17 protein-coding genes are annotated in these 17,572 nt (G+C 47.3%); 8 read left to right on the plus strand and 9 right to left on the minus strand.

The genetic code is table 11. The features are described 5' to 3' along the window. Window positions 1–68: 68 nt before the first annotated feature. Complete coding sequence (locus BW952_RS11355) at window positions 69–548, plus strand: hypothetical protein (protein ID WP_045849211.1); 480 nt, start codon at window positions 69–71, stop codon at window positions 546–548. Between the two features lie 162 nt (window positions 549–710). Here BW952_RS11355 and BW952_RS11360 read toward each other — a convergent pair whose 3' ends face one another. Continuing rightward, the gene (locus BW952_RS11360; RefSeq protein WP_045849212.1) at window positions 711–1,553 is read right to left on the minus strand and encodes a TetR/AcrR family transcriptional regulator; all 843 of its coding nucleotides are present in this window, start codon (window positions 1,551–1,553) and stop codon (window positions 711–713) included. Window positions 1,554–1,683: 130 nt separating this feature from the next. Here BW952_RS11360 and BW952_RS11365 point away from each other — a divergent pair, with 130 nt between their 5' ends. Next, window positions 1,684–4,692 (plus strand): efflux RND transporter permease subunit, encoded by a 3,009-nt coding sequence (locus BW952_RS11365; RefSeq protein ID WP_045849213.1) that lies wholly within the window; start codon window positions 1,684–1,686, stop codon window positions 4,690–4,692. A gap of 247 nt (window positions 4,693–4,939) precedes the next feature. Here BW952_RS11365 and BW952_RS11370 read toward each other — a convergent pair whose 3' ends face one another. Further along, complete coding sequence (locus tag BW952_RS11370) at window positions 4,940–5,122, minus strand: CsbD family protein (RefSeq protein ID WP_045849214.1); 183 nt, start codon at window positions 5,120–5,122, stop codon at window positions 4,940–4,942. 59 nt (window positions 5,123–5,181) lie between these two features. Further along, window positions 5,182–6,360: an AI-2E family transporter gene (locus tag BW952_RS11375; protein ID WP_045849215.1), complete on the minus strand. Its 1,179-nt coding sequence runs from the start codon at window positions 6,358–6,360 to the stop codon at window positions 5,182–5,184. 145 nt (window positions 6,361–6,505) lie between these two features. Here BW952_RS11375 and BW952_RS11380 point away from each other — a divergent pair, with 145 nt between their 5' ends. Further along, a complete protein-coding gene (locus BW952_RS11380; protein ID WP_082084513.1) occupies window positions 6,506–7,315 on the plus strand; it encodes a YitT family protein in 810 nt (269 codons plus the stop codon). A 57-nt stretch (window positions 7,316–7,372) separates the two neighbouring features. Then, window positions 7,373–7,561, plus strand: coding sequence for a hypothetical protein (locus tag BW952_RS11385; RefSeq protein ID WP_045849217.1), 189 nt, complete (start codon window positions 7,373–7,375; stop codon window positions 7,559–7,561). Between the two features lie 4 nt (window positions 7,562–7,565). Here the strand turns inward: BW952_RS11385 and BW952_RS11390 are convergent, their stop codons facing one another. Next, a complete protein-coding gene (locus tag BW952_RS11390; RefSeq protein WP_045849218.1) occupies window positions 7,566–8,372 on the minus strand; it encodes a phytanoyl-CoA dioxygenase family protein in 807 nt (268 codons plus the stop codon). A 151-nt stretch (window positions 8,373–8,523) separates the two neighbouring features. Between BW952_RS11390 and BW952_RS11395 the strand changes: the two genes are divergently transcribed. Further along, window positions 8,524–9,336, plus strand: a complete 813-nt coding sequence (locus BW952_RS11395) for a helix-turn-helix domain-containing protein (protein WP_052698331.1) — start codon at window positions 8,524–8,526, stop codon at window positions 9,334–9,336. A gap of 163 nt (window positions 9,337–9,499) precedes the next feature. Next, complete coding sequence (locus BW952_RS11400) at window positions 9,500–9,760, plus strand: HPr family phosphocarrier protein (RefSeq protein WP_231581255.1); 261 nt, start codon at window positions 9,500–9,502, stop codon at window positions 9,758–9,760. A gap of 78 nt (window positions 9,761–9,838) precedes the next feature. Here BW952_RS11400 and BW952_RS11405 read toward each other — a convergent pair whose 3' ends face one another. Both BW952_RS11405 and mgrA read right to left on the minus strand, forming a co-directional pair. Next, complete coding sequence (locus BW952_RS11405) at window positions 9,839–10,687, minus strand: NAD-dependent epimerase/dehydratase family protein (protein WP_045849279.1); 849 nt, start codon at window positions 10,685–10,687, stop codon at window positions 9,839–9,841. Then, entirely contained in the window at window positions 10,687–11,688 is a 1,002-nt protein-coding gene (gene mgrA, locus BW952_RS11410; RefSeq protein WP_045849219.1) for an L-glyceraldehyde 3-phosphate reductase, read from the minus strand. The genes BW952_RS11405 and mgrA overlap by 1 nt, the downstream gene beginning before the upstream one ends. A gap of 131 nt (window positions 11,689–11,819) precedes the next feature. Between mgrA and BW952_RS11415 the strand changes: the two genes are divergently transcribed. Then, window positions 11,820–12,134 carry a winged helix-turn-helix transcriptional regulator gene (locus BW952_RS11415; RefSeq protein WP_045849220.1) on the plus strand — a complete coding sequence of 105 codons (315 nt, stop codon included), beginning with the start codon at window positions 11,820–11,822 and terminating at the stop codon, window positions 12,132–12,134. Window positions 12,135–12,191: 57 nt separating this feature from the next. Here the strand turns inward: BW952_RS11415 and BW952_RS11420 are convergent, their stop codons facing one another. After that, window positions 12,192–12,329 (minus strand): YvrJ family protein, encoded by a 138-nt coding sequence (locus BW952_RS11420; RefSeq protein WP_045849221.1) that lies wholly within the window; start codon window positions 12,327–12,329, stop codon window positions 12,192–12,194. A gap of 137 nt (window positions 12,330–12,466) precedes the next feature. On the opposite strand from BW952_RS11420, the gene BW952_RS11425 reads away from it, so the two are divergent. Next, window positions 12,467–13,897: a potassium/proton antiporter gene (locus BW952_RS11425; RefSeq protein ID WP_076496293.1), complete on the plus strand. Its 1,431-nt coding sequence runs from the start codon at window positions 12,467–12,469 to the stop codon at window positions 13,895–13,897. On the opposite strand, the gene BW952_RS11430 is transcribed toward BW952_RS11425, so the two are convergent. Beyond that, window positions 13,887–15,539 carry a sensor domain-containing diguanylate cyclase gene (locus BW952_RS11430; protein WP_052698332.1) on the minus strand — a complete coding sequence of 551 codons (1,653 nt, stop codon included), beginning with the start codon at window positions 15,537–15,539 and terminating at the stop codon, window positions 13,887–13,889. The two genes, BW952_RS11425 and BW952_RS11430, sit on opposite strands and share 11 nt — an antisense overlap. A gap of 114 nt (window positions 15,540–15,653) precedes the next feature. Next, window positions 15,654–17,306, minus strand: coding sequence for a sensor domain-containing diguanylate cyclase (locus BW952_RS11435; RefSeq protein WP_052698333.1), 1,653 nt, complete (start codon window positions 17,304–17,306; stop codon window positions 15,654–15,656). Between the last annotated feature and the right edge of the window lie 266 nt (window positions 17,307–17,572).

Below are 17,572 nucleotides of genomic sequence, written 5' to 3' on the forward strand. Positions count from 1 at the left end.
CGGTTTGCGTTTAAAAGCGGAACGCCAGATGGTATACTACGTTCATCAAGAACGAAAAGAGGCGTAGAATGCTTACATTTGAAGAGAAAAAAGCAATTATCGGGACATTTCCGCAGCTGACAGCAAAGGATGTGTCGCTGAAACGGGTGAATTACCATTTTGAGGACAGCTTGTATGAGAAAACAGTAGTCGTCTATCACCTTCATCCGAACGGAAACGGTTTTGTGTTCGTTGGTGACATGCCGGGGTATGAAGCAGATGCAAAGGGCCTTGTGAATGTTCGGGACTTTACGGAGACGGAGCTTCGGGCAGCGATTTCAGACTCGATCCGCTATTTATCAGATAAGCCGGAAGAAGCGCCTGTTGAGCAGGAGGAGCTAATTAAAGAAACAGAATGGAAAAACCGTGAAGGACAGACATTGAAGCTTGCAAATGAAGACGAGCTTTGGAATGTATACACCGGGTTGAATTTAGAAGAAAGCTTTGAATCGTTTAAAGAAGCCGAGCGTTATTTGCTTGAAGAAGGTTTTCGTCCACAATCGAAATAAAAAAAGCGGTCCGCCTGGCGGATCGCTTTTTTCTTTTGCGGTACAATTGCCAGGCTGCTACGGCGCAATAATTGAGAGTACGGCGCAATTCTGCCTTAATTGCACCGTAACTCCGGGAAATGCGCCGTAATCCTGGGAAATACGCCAAACTCGGGCGCGCAGTCAGCTGAGCTTGTAATAATCCTTTACGAGCTGAATAAACTCTTGAAGTCCAGGTTCTTCTGCCAGATTGGCAAGCATCCCGCGCAGAACAGCAGGGCGCGGGGCATCGCTGGCGAGCTCTAGCTTGATCACATCAAGAGAAACAGCTGTGTCATCTGACCAGTCTTCGGCCGCAAGATCAGAAAGCCAGCCGAGAATCATCTCACCATTCATTTTTTCTTTAAACAAGCCGTTCATTTTTTCTGCATCAATGACCGGCTGTTTGGCGCGCCGTTGGAATCCGGCGTCGAGGTCATCCGCACAATCGAGCATAAAGTGAGCAAACTGCCGGTAGTCCATATCAATCTGCTCGATCAGGGACAAATGCAGAAAGGATTGTTCAATGCCCTGCAAGGCGATGGCCATGTCCCAAAAGTACGGTTTAATCCGCTCGCCGTATATGGCATACAGACGATTGTGATAAATCCGATGCGTTTCGGTGCGCATTTTGAAAATAAATGCTTCAATCTCATCATTAAACGGGATCGCATTTTCGCGTGCCTGCATAATGATGAACTCTTTATGCTGATGGATTTCTCGCATCTGGCATTCAACCTGCTTCAGGAATTTCTCGCGCGGCGGCAAGGATTCGCTGTCGATTGAATGGATCTTTTCGAAAAGCAATTCAAAGTAATAATGCAGGATGGCGAGCAGAAGCGCTTCTTTTGATTTGAAGTGAAGGTAAAAAGCACCTTTTGACATGCTGCAGGCAGTGGCGATTTCTTGTATGGATGTGGCGGCAAAGCCTTTTTGGGCAAATAATTTCATGGATGTTTCGATAATCAGCTTTTCTTTTTCATTCATTGCCTGTCACCTCTTCTTTCTATTATGACCCACTGGTCACAAAATTTAAACATTTATTTATTTGACTGCTGACCGACCAGTCATATATATTTAAGTTAAAACTGACCAGTTGGTCAAAAGGAGACTAGGAATGAATGCGTTAATTAATTTCGTCTTAAGAAACAAATTTGCCGTCTGGCTGATGACGATCATCATTACAGCGGCGGGTCTGTATTCCGGGCTTTCCATGAAGCTGGAGACGATTCCAAATATTACGCCGCCGATTGTGACGGTAACAACTGTGTACCCGGGCGCGACACCGGAAGAAGTGGCGGACAGTGTATCAGAGCCCATTGAAAAGCAGCTTCAAAATCTGAATGGGGTAAAAGTGGTCAGCTCGACCTCTTTTCAAAATGCCTCATCCGTCCAGGTAGAGTACACATTCTCAACGGATATGGAAAAAGCAGAGCAGGAAGCCCAGGAAGCACTTGCAGATGTTGGTTTTCCAGAGAATGTACAGGAGCCGGATGTATCCCGTCTGCAAATCAACGCTTTTCCGGTGATGGCGCTCAGCTTGTCTGATGAAGAGCTGACGCTTGCGGAGCTTACAACGCTTGTGGAAGAAGAGATTTTGCCTGAAATAGAAGGGGTGGAGGGCGTTGCGTCTGTTCAAATCTCCGGACAGCAGGTGGAAGAAGCAACGGTCGTGTTTAATCAAGAAAAACTGGCACAGCTTCAATTAACAGAAGAAGCGGTGACGCAAATGATTCAAGCATCTGACATGACTGCACCGCTTGGATTGTTTACGTTCGGTGAGACGGAAAAGTCCGTGTTAATCGATGGAAACATCACGACGCTTGACGATTTGAAAAACATGCAAATCGGTCCCGCGAAGCTGTCGGATTTGGCAACGATTGAATTAACAGGGAAAGCAGAATCCATTTCACGGACGAACGGCCAGGAATCGATCGGCCTTCAAATTGTGAAAGCGGCAGATGCGAATACCGTTGATGTAGTAAACGCAGTAAAAGAAAAAGTGGATGAGTTTGAAGGAGATATGGACGGTCTGACGATCACCTCTACGTTTGACCAGGGCGGCCCGATTGAAGAATCGGTGAAAACGATGCTGAGCAAAGCGCTGTTTGGCGCCATTTTTGCGGTCATTATCATCATGCTGTTTTTGCGCGATGTCCGTTCGACGGTCATTTCCGTTATTTCGATCCCATTATCGATTCTAATTGCACTTATTTTGCTGAAGCAGATGGATATTACATTGAACGTCATGACATTAGGTGCGATGACGGTGGCCATCGGACGGGTCATTGATGACTCCATTGTCGTCGTCGAAAATATTTACCGCCGGCTGTCGCTCGAAAACGAAGTGCTGCGCGGCAAAGAATTGATTCGTGAGGCGACGAAAGAAATGTTCGTGCCAATTATGTCGTCAACGATTGTGACAATCGCCGTGTTCCTTCCACTCGGGCTGGTTGAAGGAACGGTAGGGGAGCTGTTCCTGCCGTTTGCGCTCACCGTTGTGTTTGCGCTTCTTGCTTCATTAGTCGTGGCTGTTACGATTGTGCCGATGCTGGCACACACGATGTTTAAAAAAGGTGTTAAAGCGAAAACACATGAAGAAAAGCCAGGGAAATTAGCAGACGGGTATCGTTCAGTGCTGAACTGGACACTCAATCATAAAATCGTGACATTTGTCGTCGCAATCGCCATGCTTGTAGGCAGCTTTTTCCTCGTACCGGCGATTGGCGTCAGCTTCCTGCCGGGTGAAGAAGAAAAAATGGTCATTGTGACGTATTCACCAGAGCCGGGCCAGACGCAGGAGGAAGTCGCGGATATTGCGACGGAGGCCGAAAACTATTTCATGGATCTGGATGATGTCGACACCGTTCAGTATTCGGTCGGCAGTGAAAATCCGATGAGTCCGGGACAGACAAACAGCGCTATGTTTTATGTAATGTACAATGAAGAAACCGAGAATTTTGAAGAGAAAAAAGAAGACGCACTTTTAGACCTGCAAGAATCTGTAACGAGCGGAGAATGGGCATCGCAGGACTTCTCGGCAAGTGCCGGCAGCAATAAAGTGGCCGTGAATATTTACGGAGAAACGGTGGAAGACATTGAACCGGTGGTCGCGGACATCGAAGCGATGATGATAGACAGCGGGGATTTCAAAAAAGTCGAAACCGGTCTGGCTGATTCGTATGAAGAATATACGCTTGTTGCGGATCAGGAAAAACTGGCAGCAGCAGGCTTAACGGCCGGACAAATAGCGATGGAGCTCAGTCCGGTTCGGGAACGGCCGGTACTGACGACGGTTGAAAAGGATGGGGCAGACGTGAACGTATACGTCGATGTTCCAGTCCAGACGTACGAATCGATTGACGATGTCACCAGCCGAACGGTGGCCGGTATGACAGGGGAGCCGGTGGAAATCGGTGACGTCATGACCATCGAAGAAGGCGAAACATCTGATACGGTTTCACGCCGTGATGGCAAGGTGTTTGTCGATGTGAGCGGCGAGCTAGGCAGCGATGATGTGTCGGCGGCATCTGCTGCACTTCAAACGGAGATTGATAAGCTCGACTTGCCGACTGGTGTGGACGTTGAGATGGGCGGCGTCACGCAGGACATTAACGAATCCTTCACACAGCTTGGCCTGGCGATGCTGGCTGCCATTGCGATTGTGTATTTGGTGCTTGTCATTACATTTGGCGGCGGGCTTGCACCGCTTGCGATTTTATTCTCCCTGCCATTTACGATTATCGGAGCACTTGTGGCACTGTTAATTGCAGGTGAAACAATCAGTATTTCCTCTATGATCGGTGCTCTCATGCTGATCGGGATCGTAGTGACCAATGCGATCGTCTTGATCGACCGTGTTATTCATAAAGAACGCGAAGGGCTCTCTACACGGGATGCCTTGCTTGAAGCAGGCTCGACGCGCTTGCGTCCGATCCTGATGACCGCTCTTGCGACAATCGGAGCCCTGTTCCCACTGGCACTTGGACTAGAGGGCGGCGGCTTGATTTCCAAAGGGCTTGGCGTGACGGTAATTGGCGGGTTGACGAGCTCTACCTTGCTGACGCTTGTCATTGTGCCGATTGTGTATGAAGTATTATCCAAATGGATGAAGAAAAAAGCATAACAAAAAGCAGCTTCCTTAACGGGGAGCTGCTTTTTTTGGTATGCAACAGGTATGGCGTGCGCGTGATCGCCGGTATCTTCTATTTATCGCTGATATGAAAGGGTCTAACGCTGATATTATCAAAATATCAGCGTTATCATGATTTTATCGGCGATAGCTGGGTGGATATCGGCGGTATTTTCCTTTTATCAGCGGTCGTTGACGGCATGAAAAAAGCCCCGCTCGCATTTTCGAGCGGGGCTTTTGCTTAATGGCGGTCTTTGGATTCGCCGATGCGATCCTGTACTTCGCCTTTTACTTTATCTTTTTTTCCGTCAGCCTGCATTCTTGTATTGTTCGTTGCGTTGCCAACTTGATCTTTCACTTCGCCTTTAGCTTTATTGACTGCGCCTTTAATTTTATCGCCTAATCCGTTGTTGTCATGTGCCATGTGAAAAAACATCTCCTTTTTTTATCTGTGTGGTAGATGTTTACCCGGCACACACTAACTTAAACAAGATCATCGTTTTCAATAACGGCATACTGGTCATCTGCTTTTTCTGAAAAGCGGTTATAACGGGCTTTAAAAAGACCGAACATGTACTGAACGAATACTTTCAAAAGCGCGTACGTCGGCAGACCGATCAGCACGCCAACAACACCGTATAAATGAGCGGCAGTCAAGAGAACAAAAATAATCGTCACAGGGTGGATCTGCAAGGATTTCCCCATAATTTGCGGAGAAATAAATTTACCTTCAAGCAGCTGCACCACGGTCCAAACGAGCGCCAGCTTCACGACCATAAACGGTGAGGTGACAATGGCAATAATAATCGCCGGGGTAATGGCAATAACCGGACCCAAGTAAGGCACAACGCTAGTCACACTCGCGATTGCGGCCAGCAGGAGGGCGTAGTCAAGGCCGATGATTAAAAAGCCGATGTACATCATGATCCCGATGCAAAGACTGACGAGCATCTGCCCCTGAATATACGAGCGCAGCTGCTCGTCCATTTCGATCAGCATCGCACCTGTACGTCCACGCATTTTCGGCGGAAGCACGTGTAAAAAGCCGCTGTACAACTTGTGGCCGTCTTTTAACAAATAAAACAAGATAAAGGGAACGGTCACGAGCGAAACAATAAAATTCGTGAGCGTGGCGATGACACCGGTCACACTGTCCAGCGTCTGGCCGGCAACATCAGAAAAGTTCTGAGTAATCGAACCGAGAAACTGTTCTGCATTCGTTTGCATATTTTTAGAGATTTCCATGTATTGCGCTTCAAAAGGAGACCGGCGCGCCCACATATCAATATCCATGCCAAGCTGGCGGGCATATCCCGGAAACGAGGCAATCAAAGCTTCCGTCTGATCCCGTAAAAACGGAAGAATCGTCAGCACGAGAATCGTAATGAGACCCGATAAGGCGACGAAAACAATTAAAATACCCCAGCCGCGTTTGATTTTATACCGCTGAAGCGTATTCACGAGCGGACTTAGTAAATAATAGCCGACAATGGATAAAATAACGGGCAGAGCAACGGTGCCGATAAATCCGAGAATCGGATCAAAAATAAAAGAAACACGGGAATACACCATAATAATGAGCCCGATCAATAGCACAATGCCTAAAACAAACAGGGCGGTTCGTCCACCCAAAAAGCGAACAAGCGGGGTTTGCTCATTCATGCACAACACTCCTCTGACAAATGCCTTTCGTTCTTTTCATTATACAATAAGAAGAAAGAAAACACGCATTTTCCGCTTTTCTGAAAACACTATTTTTAAGGAGTTGCCAGTTTTTCTCTTATAATGAAGAAAAAAAGGAGGCCGTCTGATGCACATTTTGCTTATTTTAGCAGGCGCCATGCTCGTGGCTGTAGCGTACAATTTCTTTTTAATTCCACATGAAATTTTGAGCAGCGGCCTGAGCGGGATCGCGATTATGCTTGGCATTGTTACACCGCTGAATACGGGTGTCCTCAATCTATTGTTAAACCTGCCGCTTCTCGTGCTTGGTGTGATGAAGCTTGGCAAAAGATTTATTGCCTACACCATTTTATCTGTCCTTTCGTTATCCCTGTTTTTATACATTATTCCCATCACACAGCTGTCCACCGAGCCGATTTTGTCTTCGCTGTTTGGCGGCGTTTTGACAGGAGCAGGCGTTGGCATCACATTCCGCGCGTCGGCGTCCTCCGGCGGCTTTGATATTATCGCGATGCTTCTGGCCCGCAAGCGGGATTTCCCACTTGGCACGCTCCTGTCGATCATGAACGCAGTCGTCATCGTCGCAGCAGGCTTTCTGTTCAGCTGGGATGCTGCGCTCAGCACACTTATTACGATCTACGCTACCGGCAAAGTAGTCGATACCATTCACACAAAACACATTAAGCTCACCTTGCACATCGTCACTTCAAAAGGCGATGCGCTCTGCGAGAAAATGCTCAAAAACCTGTACCGCGGCATTACTGTCACAGAAGGAAAAGGCGCTTATTCCGGAGAAAGCCGGTCCGTGCTTATGACGGTCATTACCCGGTATCAGTTAAACGAAGTCAAGCAAATGATTCAAGAAGTAGATCCGCACGCGTTTGTGAATATTACGCAGACGGTAGAAGTCGTGGGGTTGTTTCACCGGGAATAAGCAGTGTGAGGACCGCTTTTTTGAGTGGTCCTTTATTTATGACCGGAGCAGGCAGGGATGGACCGGAATCGCTGCTTCGATGGTCGGAAAAACGGCGGGATGACCGGAATCGCTGCGTCATTGACCGGATTCCTCGTTTTCCAGTCATCCGATACTGGATTTCGGTCCATTCAGCAGAAAATCCGGTCCACCACAACAAAGCCCATCCAGCGAGAAGCGGATGGGCTTTACTATTACAATTTATAAGAAATTAATGGGGGTAAATGGCGTCAAACTCCGTACCGCATGGCCCAGAATCATGATTGGTCTCTGTCTCAACCTTGCTCCCATCTTCTCTGTACATCGGACTGTAGAAGTGGCCGATCTTCGTAGTGGATTCGCTTGCATAATGACAGATAAACGCTTTGCGAAAGCGGTCCTTAGTGCGATTGCGGTAGGAGCCGTGAATCAAGCTGCCATTAAAAAACAGCACATCCCCTTTATTCATTTCAACGGGTACCGCCTTCATTCCTTTGGGCACTTTGACAAAATGCTTTGTAAACGATTCTGTTTCATCCGCAAGCTCCGGACAGTAAATGACACCCTCGTTTGTTTTCGGCACGACTAGCAGGCAGCCGTTTTCCTGATCCGCCCGGTCAACTGCGGTCCAGGCCGCAATACATGTGCCCGGCTCCACTTTTAAATAAAAGTTATCCTGATGCAAAGCCTGTCCACGGGCAAGCGGGGGCTTGAAGTAAAACATGCTCTGAGCGGCGAGTGCTTTTTCGCCGTATAGATCAGCCAATATATTCATGATGCCCGGATGCAGCATGTACTTCATCGCCACTTCACTGCGGCGGTGTGGCTGCATCATTCTCGGATACCGTTTCAATGGATCGGCTGTTTCTTTCATTTCGGGCTCAAAGCAGCCAGGGATCGGCGACTTGCTCATTTCCATAAAGGTGTGGTCGATTTCTGCTATTTCTCCTTCAGCAAAAACGTTTTTCATGACTAAATAGCCTTCTCTGTTAAACTGCTGCTTCTGTTCTTCCGTTAAGATGGTCAAGTCAATATTCACTAGACAATCGCTCCTTTTTTAAATTAGGATTGCTTATGAATAAGTATATGCAGGTTGAGAAAAGGACGGAAGAAAGAAAACAGCTGAAAACAGCCGTGATTCTGCTAACTTTTTATATAATGAGGAATAAAGAGAAGGGAGTGAAGCTGTAGTGCCGATCGATTCTTTATCCAGCTTTCAAAAATATCCGGAGCCGGGCAGGTTAATCGCGGGTCATTTTTTAATGAACGATGCGTATCGCACATGGAGAAAAGAGGGAATTCAAGATTGGATCATCCTTTTTACGCTGACAGGGGAGGGGTATGCGTGTGCTGCGGGTGAGAAGGGTGTTTGCCGACCAGGTCACGTAACGCTTTTTAAGCCGCATGAGCCGCATGAATATGGGACTGTAAAGGGGAAAGAATGGGAGTTTATTTGGGCACACTTTGGACCGGATGTATTGGAAGCTCGTTATCTTCCCGACCTTCCGCTTCTGATCGCTTCATTTGAACAGGACCTGACCTATAAGCGGATCAAAACCTCTTTTGAGCGGCTCATTCAAGATTACCGTGAACAGAGTTTGTATGGGGAGGAGCTTTGTCAGAATGCGCTGCGAGAGATCCTGCTCTTAATTGCACAAAAGCAGCACTATTTGCTTGATCCGAGAATTGAAGAAACCCTTCATTTATTGGCAAAGCGAATGAAAGAGCCGGTTAAAATCGAAGAACTGGCAAGCAAAGTGGGGCTTTCGAGTTCAAGGCTTTCTCATTTATTTAAAGAGCAGACAGGAAGCAGCATCATTGAGATGCTCAATAAAATGAGGCTGGATCAGGCAGCTCTCCTGCTCGAACACACAGACCAGCGGGCATCAGAGGTGTCACGGGAAGTCGGCTTTCAGCATTATCACTATTTTGCTGAACAGTTTCGAAAGCAGTTTGGACAGTCACCACGCACGTTCAAAAGAGCTAAACGGGATGTCCAATAATATGAATTGAAAACGTGCACAAAAAGGAAGCGATTTCTTTATGCAAGTTGTCCATTACAAAAGAGAATAAAGATAAGCTAAAATGGGCATATACTAGAAAGCGCTTCCAAATAGTGACGGTGGACGATTTTATATAAACGAATCAATGAATAGAAGGGATAGGATGAGGATGCTGGAAAGAAAAGTGAAGATTTCCATTAAAGAAGGACTTCAGTCAAAGCCCGCTGCGGTGTTTGTTGAAAAAGCCAACACATTCAACAGCCACATTACATTGATCAAAAATGAAAAAGTCATTGCAGCCAAAAGCATTATGGGCGTGATGGCCGCAGCGCTTGCGCCCGGAACGGAAATCATTTTAACAGCGGAAGGAAATGATGCGGATAAAGCATTGAATTCACTGGAAGAATTTCTTTCGACGCCTTAATGACGTCGATGAAAAAAAGCAAGAAACCCGCCCCCTGGTTTCTTGCTTTTTTTGATAAATATGAGCAGATTTCCTTGTTTAACGGCTTTGAACGTAGTTCCGCCAATGATGAACAGGCGACCAGTTCAGCAGTTTTTTCGCTTTTTCATTGCTCAGGAGTGTGCCGTATTCGGCAAGTTCTCCGCGAATATCAACATTTGGGTAAACGGTTTTCATCAGCTCACGGCTTGGAATGTCCATGCTCGTTTCATCGGAAGCAAGATTAAGCGCAACAGAGCCGAGACCATCCACTTCAATTGCTTTCATACAGGCGGAGGCAACATCACGGGTATCAATGTAGCTCCATAAAATGGTTGTCCGCTGCATGGGATCGTGAATAAAACTCGGGAAGTTTTCATACATCTCCGGCGCAATCACATTGCCGAGACGAAGAGAAACGATCTGCATGCCGGTGCGGCGGTGAATCATATCTGCCGTTTGCTCATTAACGATTTTGGATAAGCCGTAGCTTTCTTCCGGCAATTGTGGATGGTTTTCATCCATCGGTACATATTGCGGCTTCAGGTGCTGCTTGGAAAAGCAGATTCCGTACGACGATTCACTGGATGCAATGACAGCTTTTTGAATGCCAAGACCCGCTGCTGCTTCCAGCACATTGTAGGTTGTCATCACATTGTTTTGAAACGTCACTTCGTTAGGGAAAATGTACGCCTGCGGAATAGCGGCTAAATGCACAACCGCATCTGCTCCTTGAAGCACGCCATACGCTTCACCAAGGTTGGTTAAATCAGCGGTGACATTTTGTGCTCCTTTTTGTGAAGGCTTTACGCGATCCACGTTGACGACCTGGTAGCCTGCATCGACAAATTCCTGAACAACAGACTGGCCGAGCAGACCAGTCCCGCCTGTAATCACGACTTTTTTCATCATGATGTACCTGCTAGAATCGTTTCAATGGCGGCTAATTCTTTTTCGGAAAAATCAAGGTTGTCGAGTGCCTTGACGTTTTCTTCAATCTGGCTCACTTTGCTGGCGCCAATTAACGCAGAAGTCACATGGCCGCCGCGCAGCACCCAGGCAAGCGCCATTTGAGCAAGTGATTGTCCACGCTCTGCGGCCAAATCATGGAGGGCACGGATTTTTGCCCGTACATCGTCTGTGATCCGGTCTTCCTGGAGAAAGCCGGTCTCACTTGCGGCACGGGAATCCTTTGGTACATCATTCAAGTATTTATTCGTTAACAGTCCTTGAGCAAGCGGGCAAAAGGCAATAGAGCCGACGCCGTTTTCCTGCAGCACATCTTGAAGGCCGTTCTCAATCCAGCGCTCAAACATCGAGTAGGACGGCTGGTGAATCAGGATCGGTGTGCCGAGATCGCGTGCAATTTTAACGGCTTCCGCTGTTTGTTCTGCAGAATAGCTGGAAATGCCGATATACAGCGCTTTTCCTTGGCGGACAAACAAATCAAGCGCGCCAATGGTTTCCTCCATCGGTGTATCCGGGTCCGGACGGTGCGAATAAAAGATATCGACATAATCGAGGTTCATCCGTTTCAAGCTTTGATCAAGACTTGCGGTTAAATATTTTTTCGAGCCCCACTCACCGTATGGGCCGTCCCACATAAAGTAGCCGGCCTTGGAGGAAATGATCATCTCATCCCGGTACGGGGCAAAGTCCGTCCTCATCATATCGCCGAACATTAATTCGGCAGAGCCAGCGGGCGGACCGTAATTGTTGGCAAGGTCAAAATGAGTAATGCCGAGATCAAACGCCCGGCGCAGCATCGCACGCCCGTTTTCAACGGTATCCACACCGCCGAAGTTGTGCCAGAGGCCAAGAGAAATCGCCGGCAGCAAAAGACCAGATTTTCCGGTTCTGCGGTATTGCATGTTGCCTTTATATCGATCAGGGTTTGCTAGATAGGTCATGTAAAAGCTCCTTTGTATGAAAGTCTATCTTCAGTGTAACGCTTTCATTTTTAGTTGGAAAGTAGTGAATTTTTTAAAAGGTAGTATGGTACGATGTAGGTACTTTAAAAAAGATAGTAAGGGTGGTCAACATGAAAAAGAACGAACTCATCATTGAATGCTCCATCGAAAAGGCACTTAATATTATTGGGTCCAAATGGTCCTTTTTAATTTTGCGGGAATTATTCTGCGGCACAAAACGGTTTGGGGAGCTGGAGAGAGCTGTGCAGGGCATTAGTCCAAAGGCGTTAACGGACACACTCCGCCATATGGAGGCGAACGATATTCTCGTCCGGGATGTGTATCCGACGGTGCCGCTTCGAGTGGAATACACACTGACAGAAAAAGGGCAGGACTTTCATAAAATAATAAAAGAAATGAAGATTTGGGGATCGAAGTGGGGCTAACGATACCTTCAGCTTCAAAAACAGACTCGGCAAGCAGAGTCTGTTTTTTTGATGGCACTATTCCTTCATCTTGTCCGGCAGATTCTGAATGGTTTGAATCACACTGTCAAGCTTTGTTTCAATCCGGTACAGCAGGTAAAAGGTAACGGCGATCGGAAAGCCAACCTCTTGAATAAGCGGTAAAATCAGTTCCATCAAGCTCCTCCTCCTTTCTGGTTGTTATAGATAGTGAATGCGGGGAAGGTGAAATGGGACCGGGCACTTCATTGGAAAAAAGCGCTCTTATAATGTAAGCTTATGATTAGGTACTAAGTTTAAGGAGGATTTGCTTATTGAACGTTGAATACATTATTTTAGTGTTTGCGGCACTCCTGTTGACAGGCGTTATGACCGCAAAGTTTTCATCGAAGCTTGGCGTGCCGTCCCTTGTATTTTTTGTTCTGGCCGGTATGGTCATGAACCAGTTTTTTTATTTTGATGATGCATGGCTGACGCAGCTGATCGGGACGCTTGCCTTGATTATTATTTTGTTTGAAGGGGGTCTTCAAACAAAATATTCAAGCGTTCAATCGGTTGTGAAACCGGCTCTGTCTCTTGCGACGCTTGGTGTGCTGATCACGACATTTGTGTCGGGTGCAGCCGCCGTTTATATTTTAGATGTCAGCTGGCTTGAAGGGATTTTGTTCGGTGCCATTGTCGGATCGACCGATGCAGCAGCGGTCTTCAGTGTACTCGGCGGGAAAAACATTAAGCCGCGGCTCCGCAGTGTTCTGGAGGCGGAATCAGGCTCAAATGACCCAATGGCTGTTTTTTTAACGATTACCGTAATTGGCCTCATTCAAGTTCCTTCGTTTGAACCATTCTCGCTTTTATTCTTCTTTCTCTGGCAAATGGGTGCCGGGTTTGCATTTGGCCTTCTTTTCGGCAAAATGTCGCTTTGGCTGATCAACCGGATTAACCTCGATTCCTCCGGTCTTTATCCGGTGCTGACAATCGGCCTTGCCGTACTGGCGTTCAGTCTCGTGACCGTGTTTAAAGCAAGCGGGTTTTTAACAGTGTACGTGATGGCCGTGATGCTCGGGAACAAGGATTTAACGTATCGGCACACGATCGTCCGATTTAATGAAGGCTTTGCCTGGCTGATGCAGATCGTCATGTTTACCCTTCTTGGACTTCTCGTATTTCCAAATCAGCTGCTTGATGTGGCCTGGCAGGGCGTGCTGCTTGCTATTATATTAATCTTTGTTGCGCGTCCAGCAGGTGTCCTTCTCAGCCTGCCGGGAAAAACGTTCAGTTTAAATGAAAAGATGTTTATTTCCTGGGCTGGCTTGAAAGGGGCAGTGCCGATTATTTTGGCCACCTATCCGCTCGTAGCCGGCATTGACGACAGCCACTTGATCTTTAATGCGGTGTTTTTCGTTGTATTATTATCGGCGCTTGTGCAGGGCGCACTGATCGGACCGGCTGCTTCACTTTTTAAAGTTGAAGGAAAGGGCAAGGTCGTTCAGCCGCCGCACAGCCTGGAGCTGATCTCTATTGGGAAAACAAACAGTGAAATCATTGAAGTCACCGTGAGCGGTTCGTCTGTCGGGAAAAAAATACAGGATATGGACCTGCCGGATAAAACGCTGATTACCGCTGTCATTCGTGGAGACAAGCTGATTACGCCGTATGGCGGCACGGTATTATTAGAGGATGATGTGCTTTATGTGTTAACGCCTAAAATGCGCAAAGACACCGTGAAGAAAGTGTTCACGGTGTAATGGATTCATAGGTTGTACTGCGGGCGCGGCCTTTTCGTTTCGAATAATAAAGGGCCTCGTCCGCTTTTCGGATTAAAAGAGCAGAGGCATCGTCCGTCTTTGGCAAAATGGTTGCTCCGCCAACGCTTACGGTGATGATCCCAGACTTCGTTTCTTCATGCATAATGCAAAGGTGCTCAATCGAGCGGCGGATTTTTTCCGCCAGGCCAAAGCTTTCAGCCGAAATGCCGGGTGGAATGATGACCGCCAGCTCTTCGCCGCCATACCGCGCAGCAACAGCTCCCGCTTCCTTCGCAATGGTGTCAACGGCTTCCGACACGCGGCGAAGAGCTCTGTCACCTGCATCGTGGCCGTAGCGGTCGTTATATTTTTTAAAAAAGTCGATGTCCAGAAGCAGGAGGGACATCGGCTTTTTTTGCTCGATAGCGGATTCCCACGTTAATTCCAGCACATCATCAAAGTATCGACGGTTGCCGATGCCAGTGAGGCTGTCACTGAGAGAAAGGCGCGTAAGCATTTCATTTGCCTGGCGAAGCTCTTTTTCCGCTTGAATGCGAAGAGAGAATTCCTGTTCAAGAGAGCGGGCCATTTCATTGTACGCTCCTTTTAACGCTTTAAATTCGCCAAGTGATTCTTCAACGCTGCTATCCGGTATACGGTGCGAGTAATTTCCAAGCCGCAAAATAACAGTTGCTTCAAGAAGCTGATGAATCGGCTGCATAATTTGCCGGACAAGCAGCCGGATCACACAGCAAGCCAGTCCAAACACAAACAGCAAAATGGCGGCCATCATGCCAATCGTCCGCCAAAAAGAAGCGCTCATTTCTTTTGTGGATACTTCACCAACCAGCAGCCACTGGCCGTCATGCACCCACCGGTATTGGCCAATTACTTGCTCGCCGTTTATATTTTCATAGGGGGCAGTCTGTGCCGTTCCTTTATTCGCCTGGTGAAACAGTTCTGTTTGAGCCAGTGAAACCGCATCTTCTGTTGCATCAGGAAACAAAAGCATGCCTGATTCATCTGCTACGTAAAGTTGAGCTGTTTCACTGAATGACAATGCATTCATCGCATTCAAAACGCGATCAAGCGGCACGGTTCCGGAAAGGACCCCGACGGTCTGGCCGCGTTCATTCAATAGAGGGGCTGACATCACGATCACAGGCTCCCCATCTGACTGGCGGCGAATCACATCGCTTGTGAATGGCTCGCCTTTTAAAGAAAACTGCACATATGGACGGTCCGCTACGTTTCCCAGTTCCGCCGTCATGGAGCGGTTTACTGAATAAGCAATACGCCCGTCGGCATCAATAATAGACAGATCTTCGAAAAAGGAAGAATTGTTTTCAATAACATGGTCGATTTGTGCAAGTAAGGAAGAGCGTGACTGTGGAAAAGAAGCGAGAGAAGAGAGCTCCTCCATCTGTTCTTTCTTCCAGCTGGACAAAGCCTGCTCCTGCCGATCCAGCGCTTCATTTACGTGTTTATACGTTTCTTGTTCACGTTCGTCATAAATTAAAGCGGCGAGCGGCAAAACTGCTAGAAGACCGCCTACGAGAAGCAAAAAAACCGTTATCACTAAAAAACGGCCTTGAATGGTATTCAAAGACCAGGAATGAAACCGTCTGACCAGCTCCAGCACGTACGCCCCTCCTTCTTTGTACGGATTTCTTTATTTTACAATTATTATGAATATTAATCTATATTTTTTCCATAATAGTAAGTAAAACAGGAAAAAGGGAATGAGAATAAAGATTCATATTCCCGAAAAGATGGTTGCCTGATCCCGCCCATTTTGCTTGGATAAGTAAAGCGCCTTATCGGCTTCTTGAATGAGCAGTCGGGCGGGTGTTGACAGGGTAGGCTGAATGGAAGCCATCCCGATGCTGACGGACAGCCAGCCTGTTGGAGAAGACGCGTGTGCGATTCGGAGCTCCTTCACTGCTTGAATGATCTCCTTGCCCAGCTGATGCAAGCCGTCCTCATAAGAGGATGGAACGAGAACGGCCATTTCTTCCCCGCCGTACCTGGCTGCGGAAAGGTCCGCTGATGCAGCGATGTCATCAAGCGCACATGCGACACGCTTTAAAGCAAGGTCTCCAGCATCGTGTCCATACTGGTCATTATATTTTTTGAAAAAGTCAATATCGATCAGGATTAATGAAAGCGGCTGGTTTGCTAGGGCTGCTGTTTTTAGCTGAACCGCCAGCTCTTCATCAAAAAAGCGGCGGTTGCCGATGCCGGTCAAGCCGTCACTCAGTGAGAGAAGGCGCAGCTGTTCATGAGAGCGGCGCATGTCCTCCTCTGCTTGAAGCCGAAGAAACTGCTCGTGCTCCAAATCCTCTGCCATTTTGTTGTATGCCTTAAACAGCTCTTTGAATTCCTTTGCTGTACGATCGAATACATGGTCCTGAATCCGGTGCTTGTAATTGCCTTTGCTGATGATCGATGTACCTTCAAGAAGAGCACCGATCGGTCTGGTCATCTGCTTGATCAGCTGTTTGGTGAAAAAATACGACAAAATAAAAATGACTAGCAAAATGATGCTCATAAAAAGAACGGTATCGTGAAAGGGCTTGGCGATTTCCTCTGCGGATACTTCACTGATCAGCACCCACTCATCCTGGTTAATCCAGGTGTACTGTCCCCATGATTCAACACCATTTGCACTTTGATACGTTTCGGTTTGCTTTTCTCTTTTAAGGGCACGCTGAAAAATGTCGGTTTCCTTCATAGAGGAGGGGAACTCTTTGGAAGATGAGCTCAAAACAGTTCCGCTTTTATCCACTAGATACACAACACCCGTTTCTCCGTAAGCAAAGTCGCTGACGACGTAGCGGATGGAATCAGCCAGCACGATGCCCGCCAGAATACCGCCAAACCGGCCGTCGCCGTTCGTGACGGGAGCGGAAAAAATCACGGAGCGCATGTCTTCATCGCCAATAAGGCGTATCCCGGTTGTATACGTATGCCATTCCATGCCCTGCTGGAAGTACGGGGTGTCATATACGCTAATCTTTCGTGTAGCCGCATCGTCATTCGTATTGTATAAAATACTTCCGGTTTCGTCGGCATAAAATAAATCATAAAAAAGAGTCCGGTTATTGCCAAGCAGCTCCAATTTTTCATAAAAACTTAATTTGTCGTCCGAGGAAGCTTCGGGCAATTCACTTAAATAATTAATATCACGTGTTAATTCATCCTGCCAGTCGGCAATTAATTCGTTTTGCATATGAAGCACTTCGTTTAAATTCATCAGCGCATCGTCTTCCCGCTGTTCTTGAACGAAAATGAGCAGCGGCAAAATCGACAGCAGCCCTCCAAACAGAATAAGCGCCGCAATGCCGGTGAAGTAACGCCCTTTTAAGGTGGTCGACATCCAATTATAAACCTGTGAAGCTAGCTTCATCCTTTTCTCCCCCACGCATTCTATCCATCCATCTATTGTAACAAAATTCGGAATTAAGTACCGAACTTTCTCCAAATTTTGTACGTGTAAAAAGGAAGTCGATCAACGGGCTAGTTTGGGGGAGAAACTGACAAAAGGGGGAGCAAAAAAGAGCATGGAGCAAAAGGTTATCAACAGAAGAAAAGCCAAACATGCCGCGTTTGGCTTACTTTTGGATGAATCATTGTTGCTCAAGAAGCGACCGTGCTTGCGCCAGGATAGTAAGG

The sequence above is a fragment of the Domibacillus enclensis genome (assembly GCF_900156125.1).
Taxonomy (GTDB): domain Bacteria; phylum Bacillota; class Bacilli; order Bacillales; family Domibacillaceae; genus Domibacillus; species Domibacillus enclensis.

Coding starts and splice junctions, on each gene's coding strand:
- BW952_RS11360 (WP_045849212.1), bottom strand. CDS start 1,553: ATGAATGAAAAAGAAAAGCTGATTATCGAAACATCCATGAAATTATTT.
- BW952_RS11365 (WP_045849213.1), top strand. CDS start 1,684: ATGAATGCGTTAATTAATTTCGTCTTAAGAAACAAATTTGCCGTCTGG.
- BW952_RS11400 (WP_231581255.1), top strand. CDS start 9,500: ATGAGGATGCTGGAAAGAAAAGTGAAGATTTCCATTAAAGAAGGACTT.
- BW952_RS11420 (WP_045849221.1), bottom strand. CDS start 12,329: ATGGAACTGATTTTACCGCTTATTCAAGAGGTTGGCTTTCCGATCGCC.
- BW952_RS11355 (WP_045849211.1), top strand. CDS start 69: ATGCTTACATTTGAAGAGAAAAAAGCAATTATCGGGACATTTCCGCAG.
- mgrA (WP_045849219.1), bottom strand. CDS start 11,688: ATGACCTATCTAGCAAACCCTGATCGATATAAAGGCAACATGCAATAC.
- BW952_RS11375 (WP_045849215.1), bottom strand. CDS start 6,360: ATGAATGAGCAAACCCCGCTTGTTCGCTTTTTGGGTGGACGAACCGCC.
- BW952_RS11385 (WP_045849217.1), top strand. CDS start 7,373: ATGGACCGGAATCGCTGCTTCGATGGTCGGAAAAACGGCGGGATGACC.
- BW952_RS11415 (WP_045849220.1), top strand. CDS start 11,820: ATGAAAAAGAACGAACTCATCATTGAATGCTCCATCGAAAAGGCACTT.
- BW952_RS11405 (WP_045849279.1), bottom strand. CDS start 10,687: ATGAAAAAAGTCGTGATTACAGGCGGGACTGGTCTGCTCGGCCAGTCT.
- BW952_RS11435 (WP_052698333.1), bottom strand. CDS start 17,306: ATGAAGCTAGCTTCACAGGTTTATAATTGGATGTCGACCACCTTAAAA.
- BW952_RS11370 (WP_045849214.1), bottom strand. CDS start 5,122: ATGGCACATGACAACAACGGATTAGGCGATAAAATTAAAGGCGCAGTC.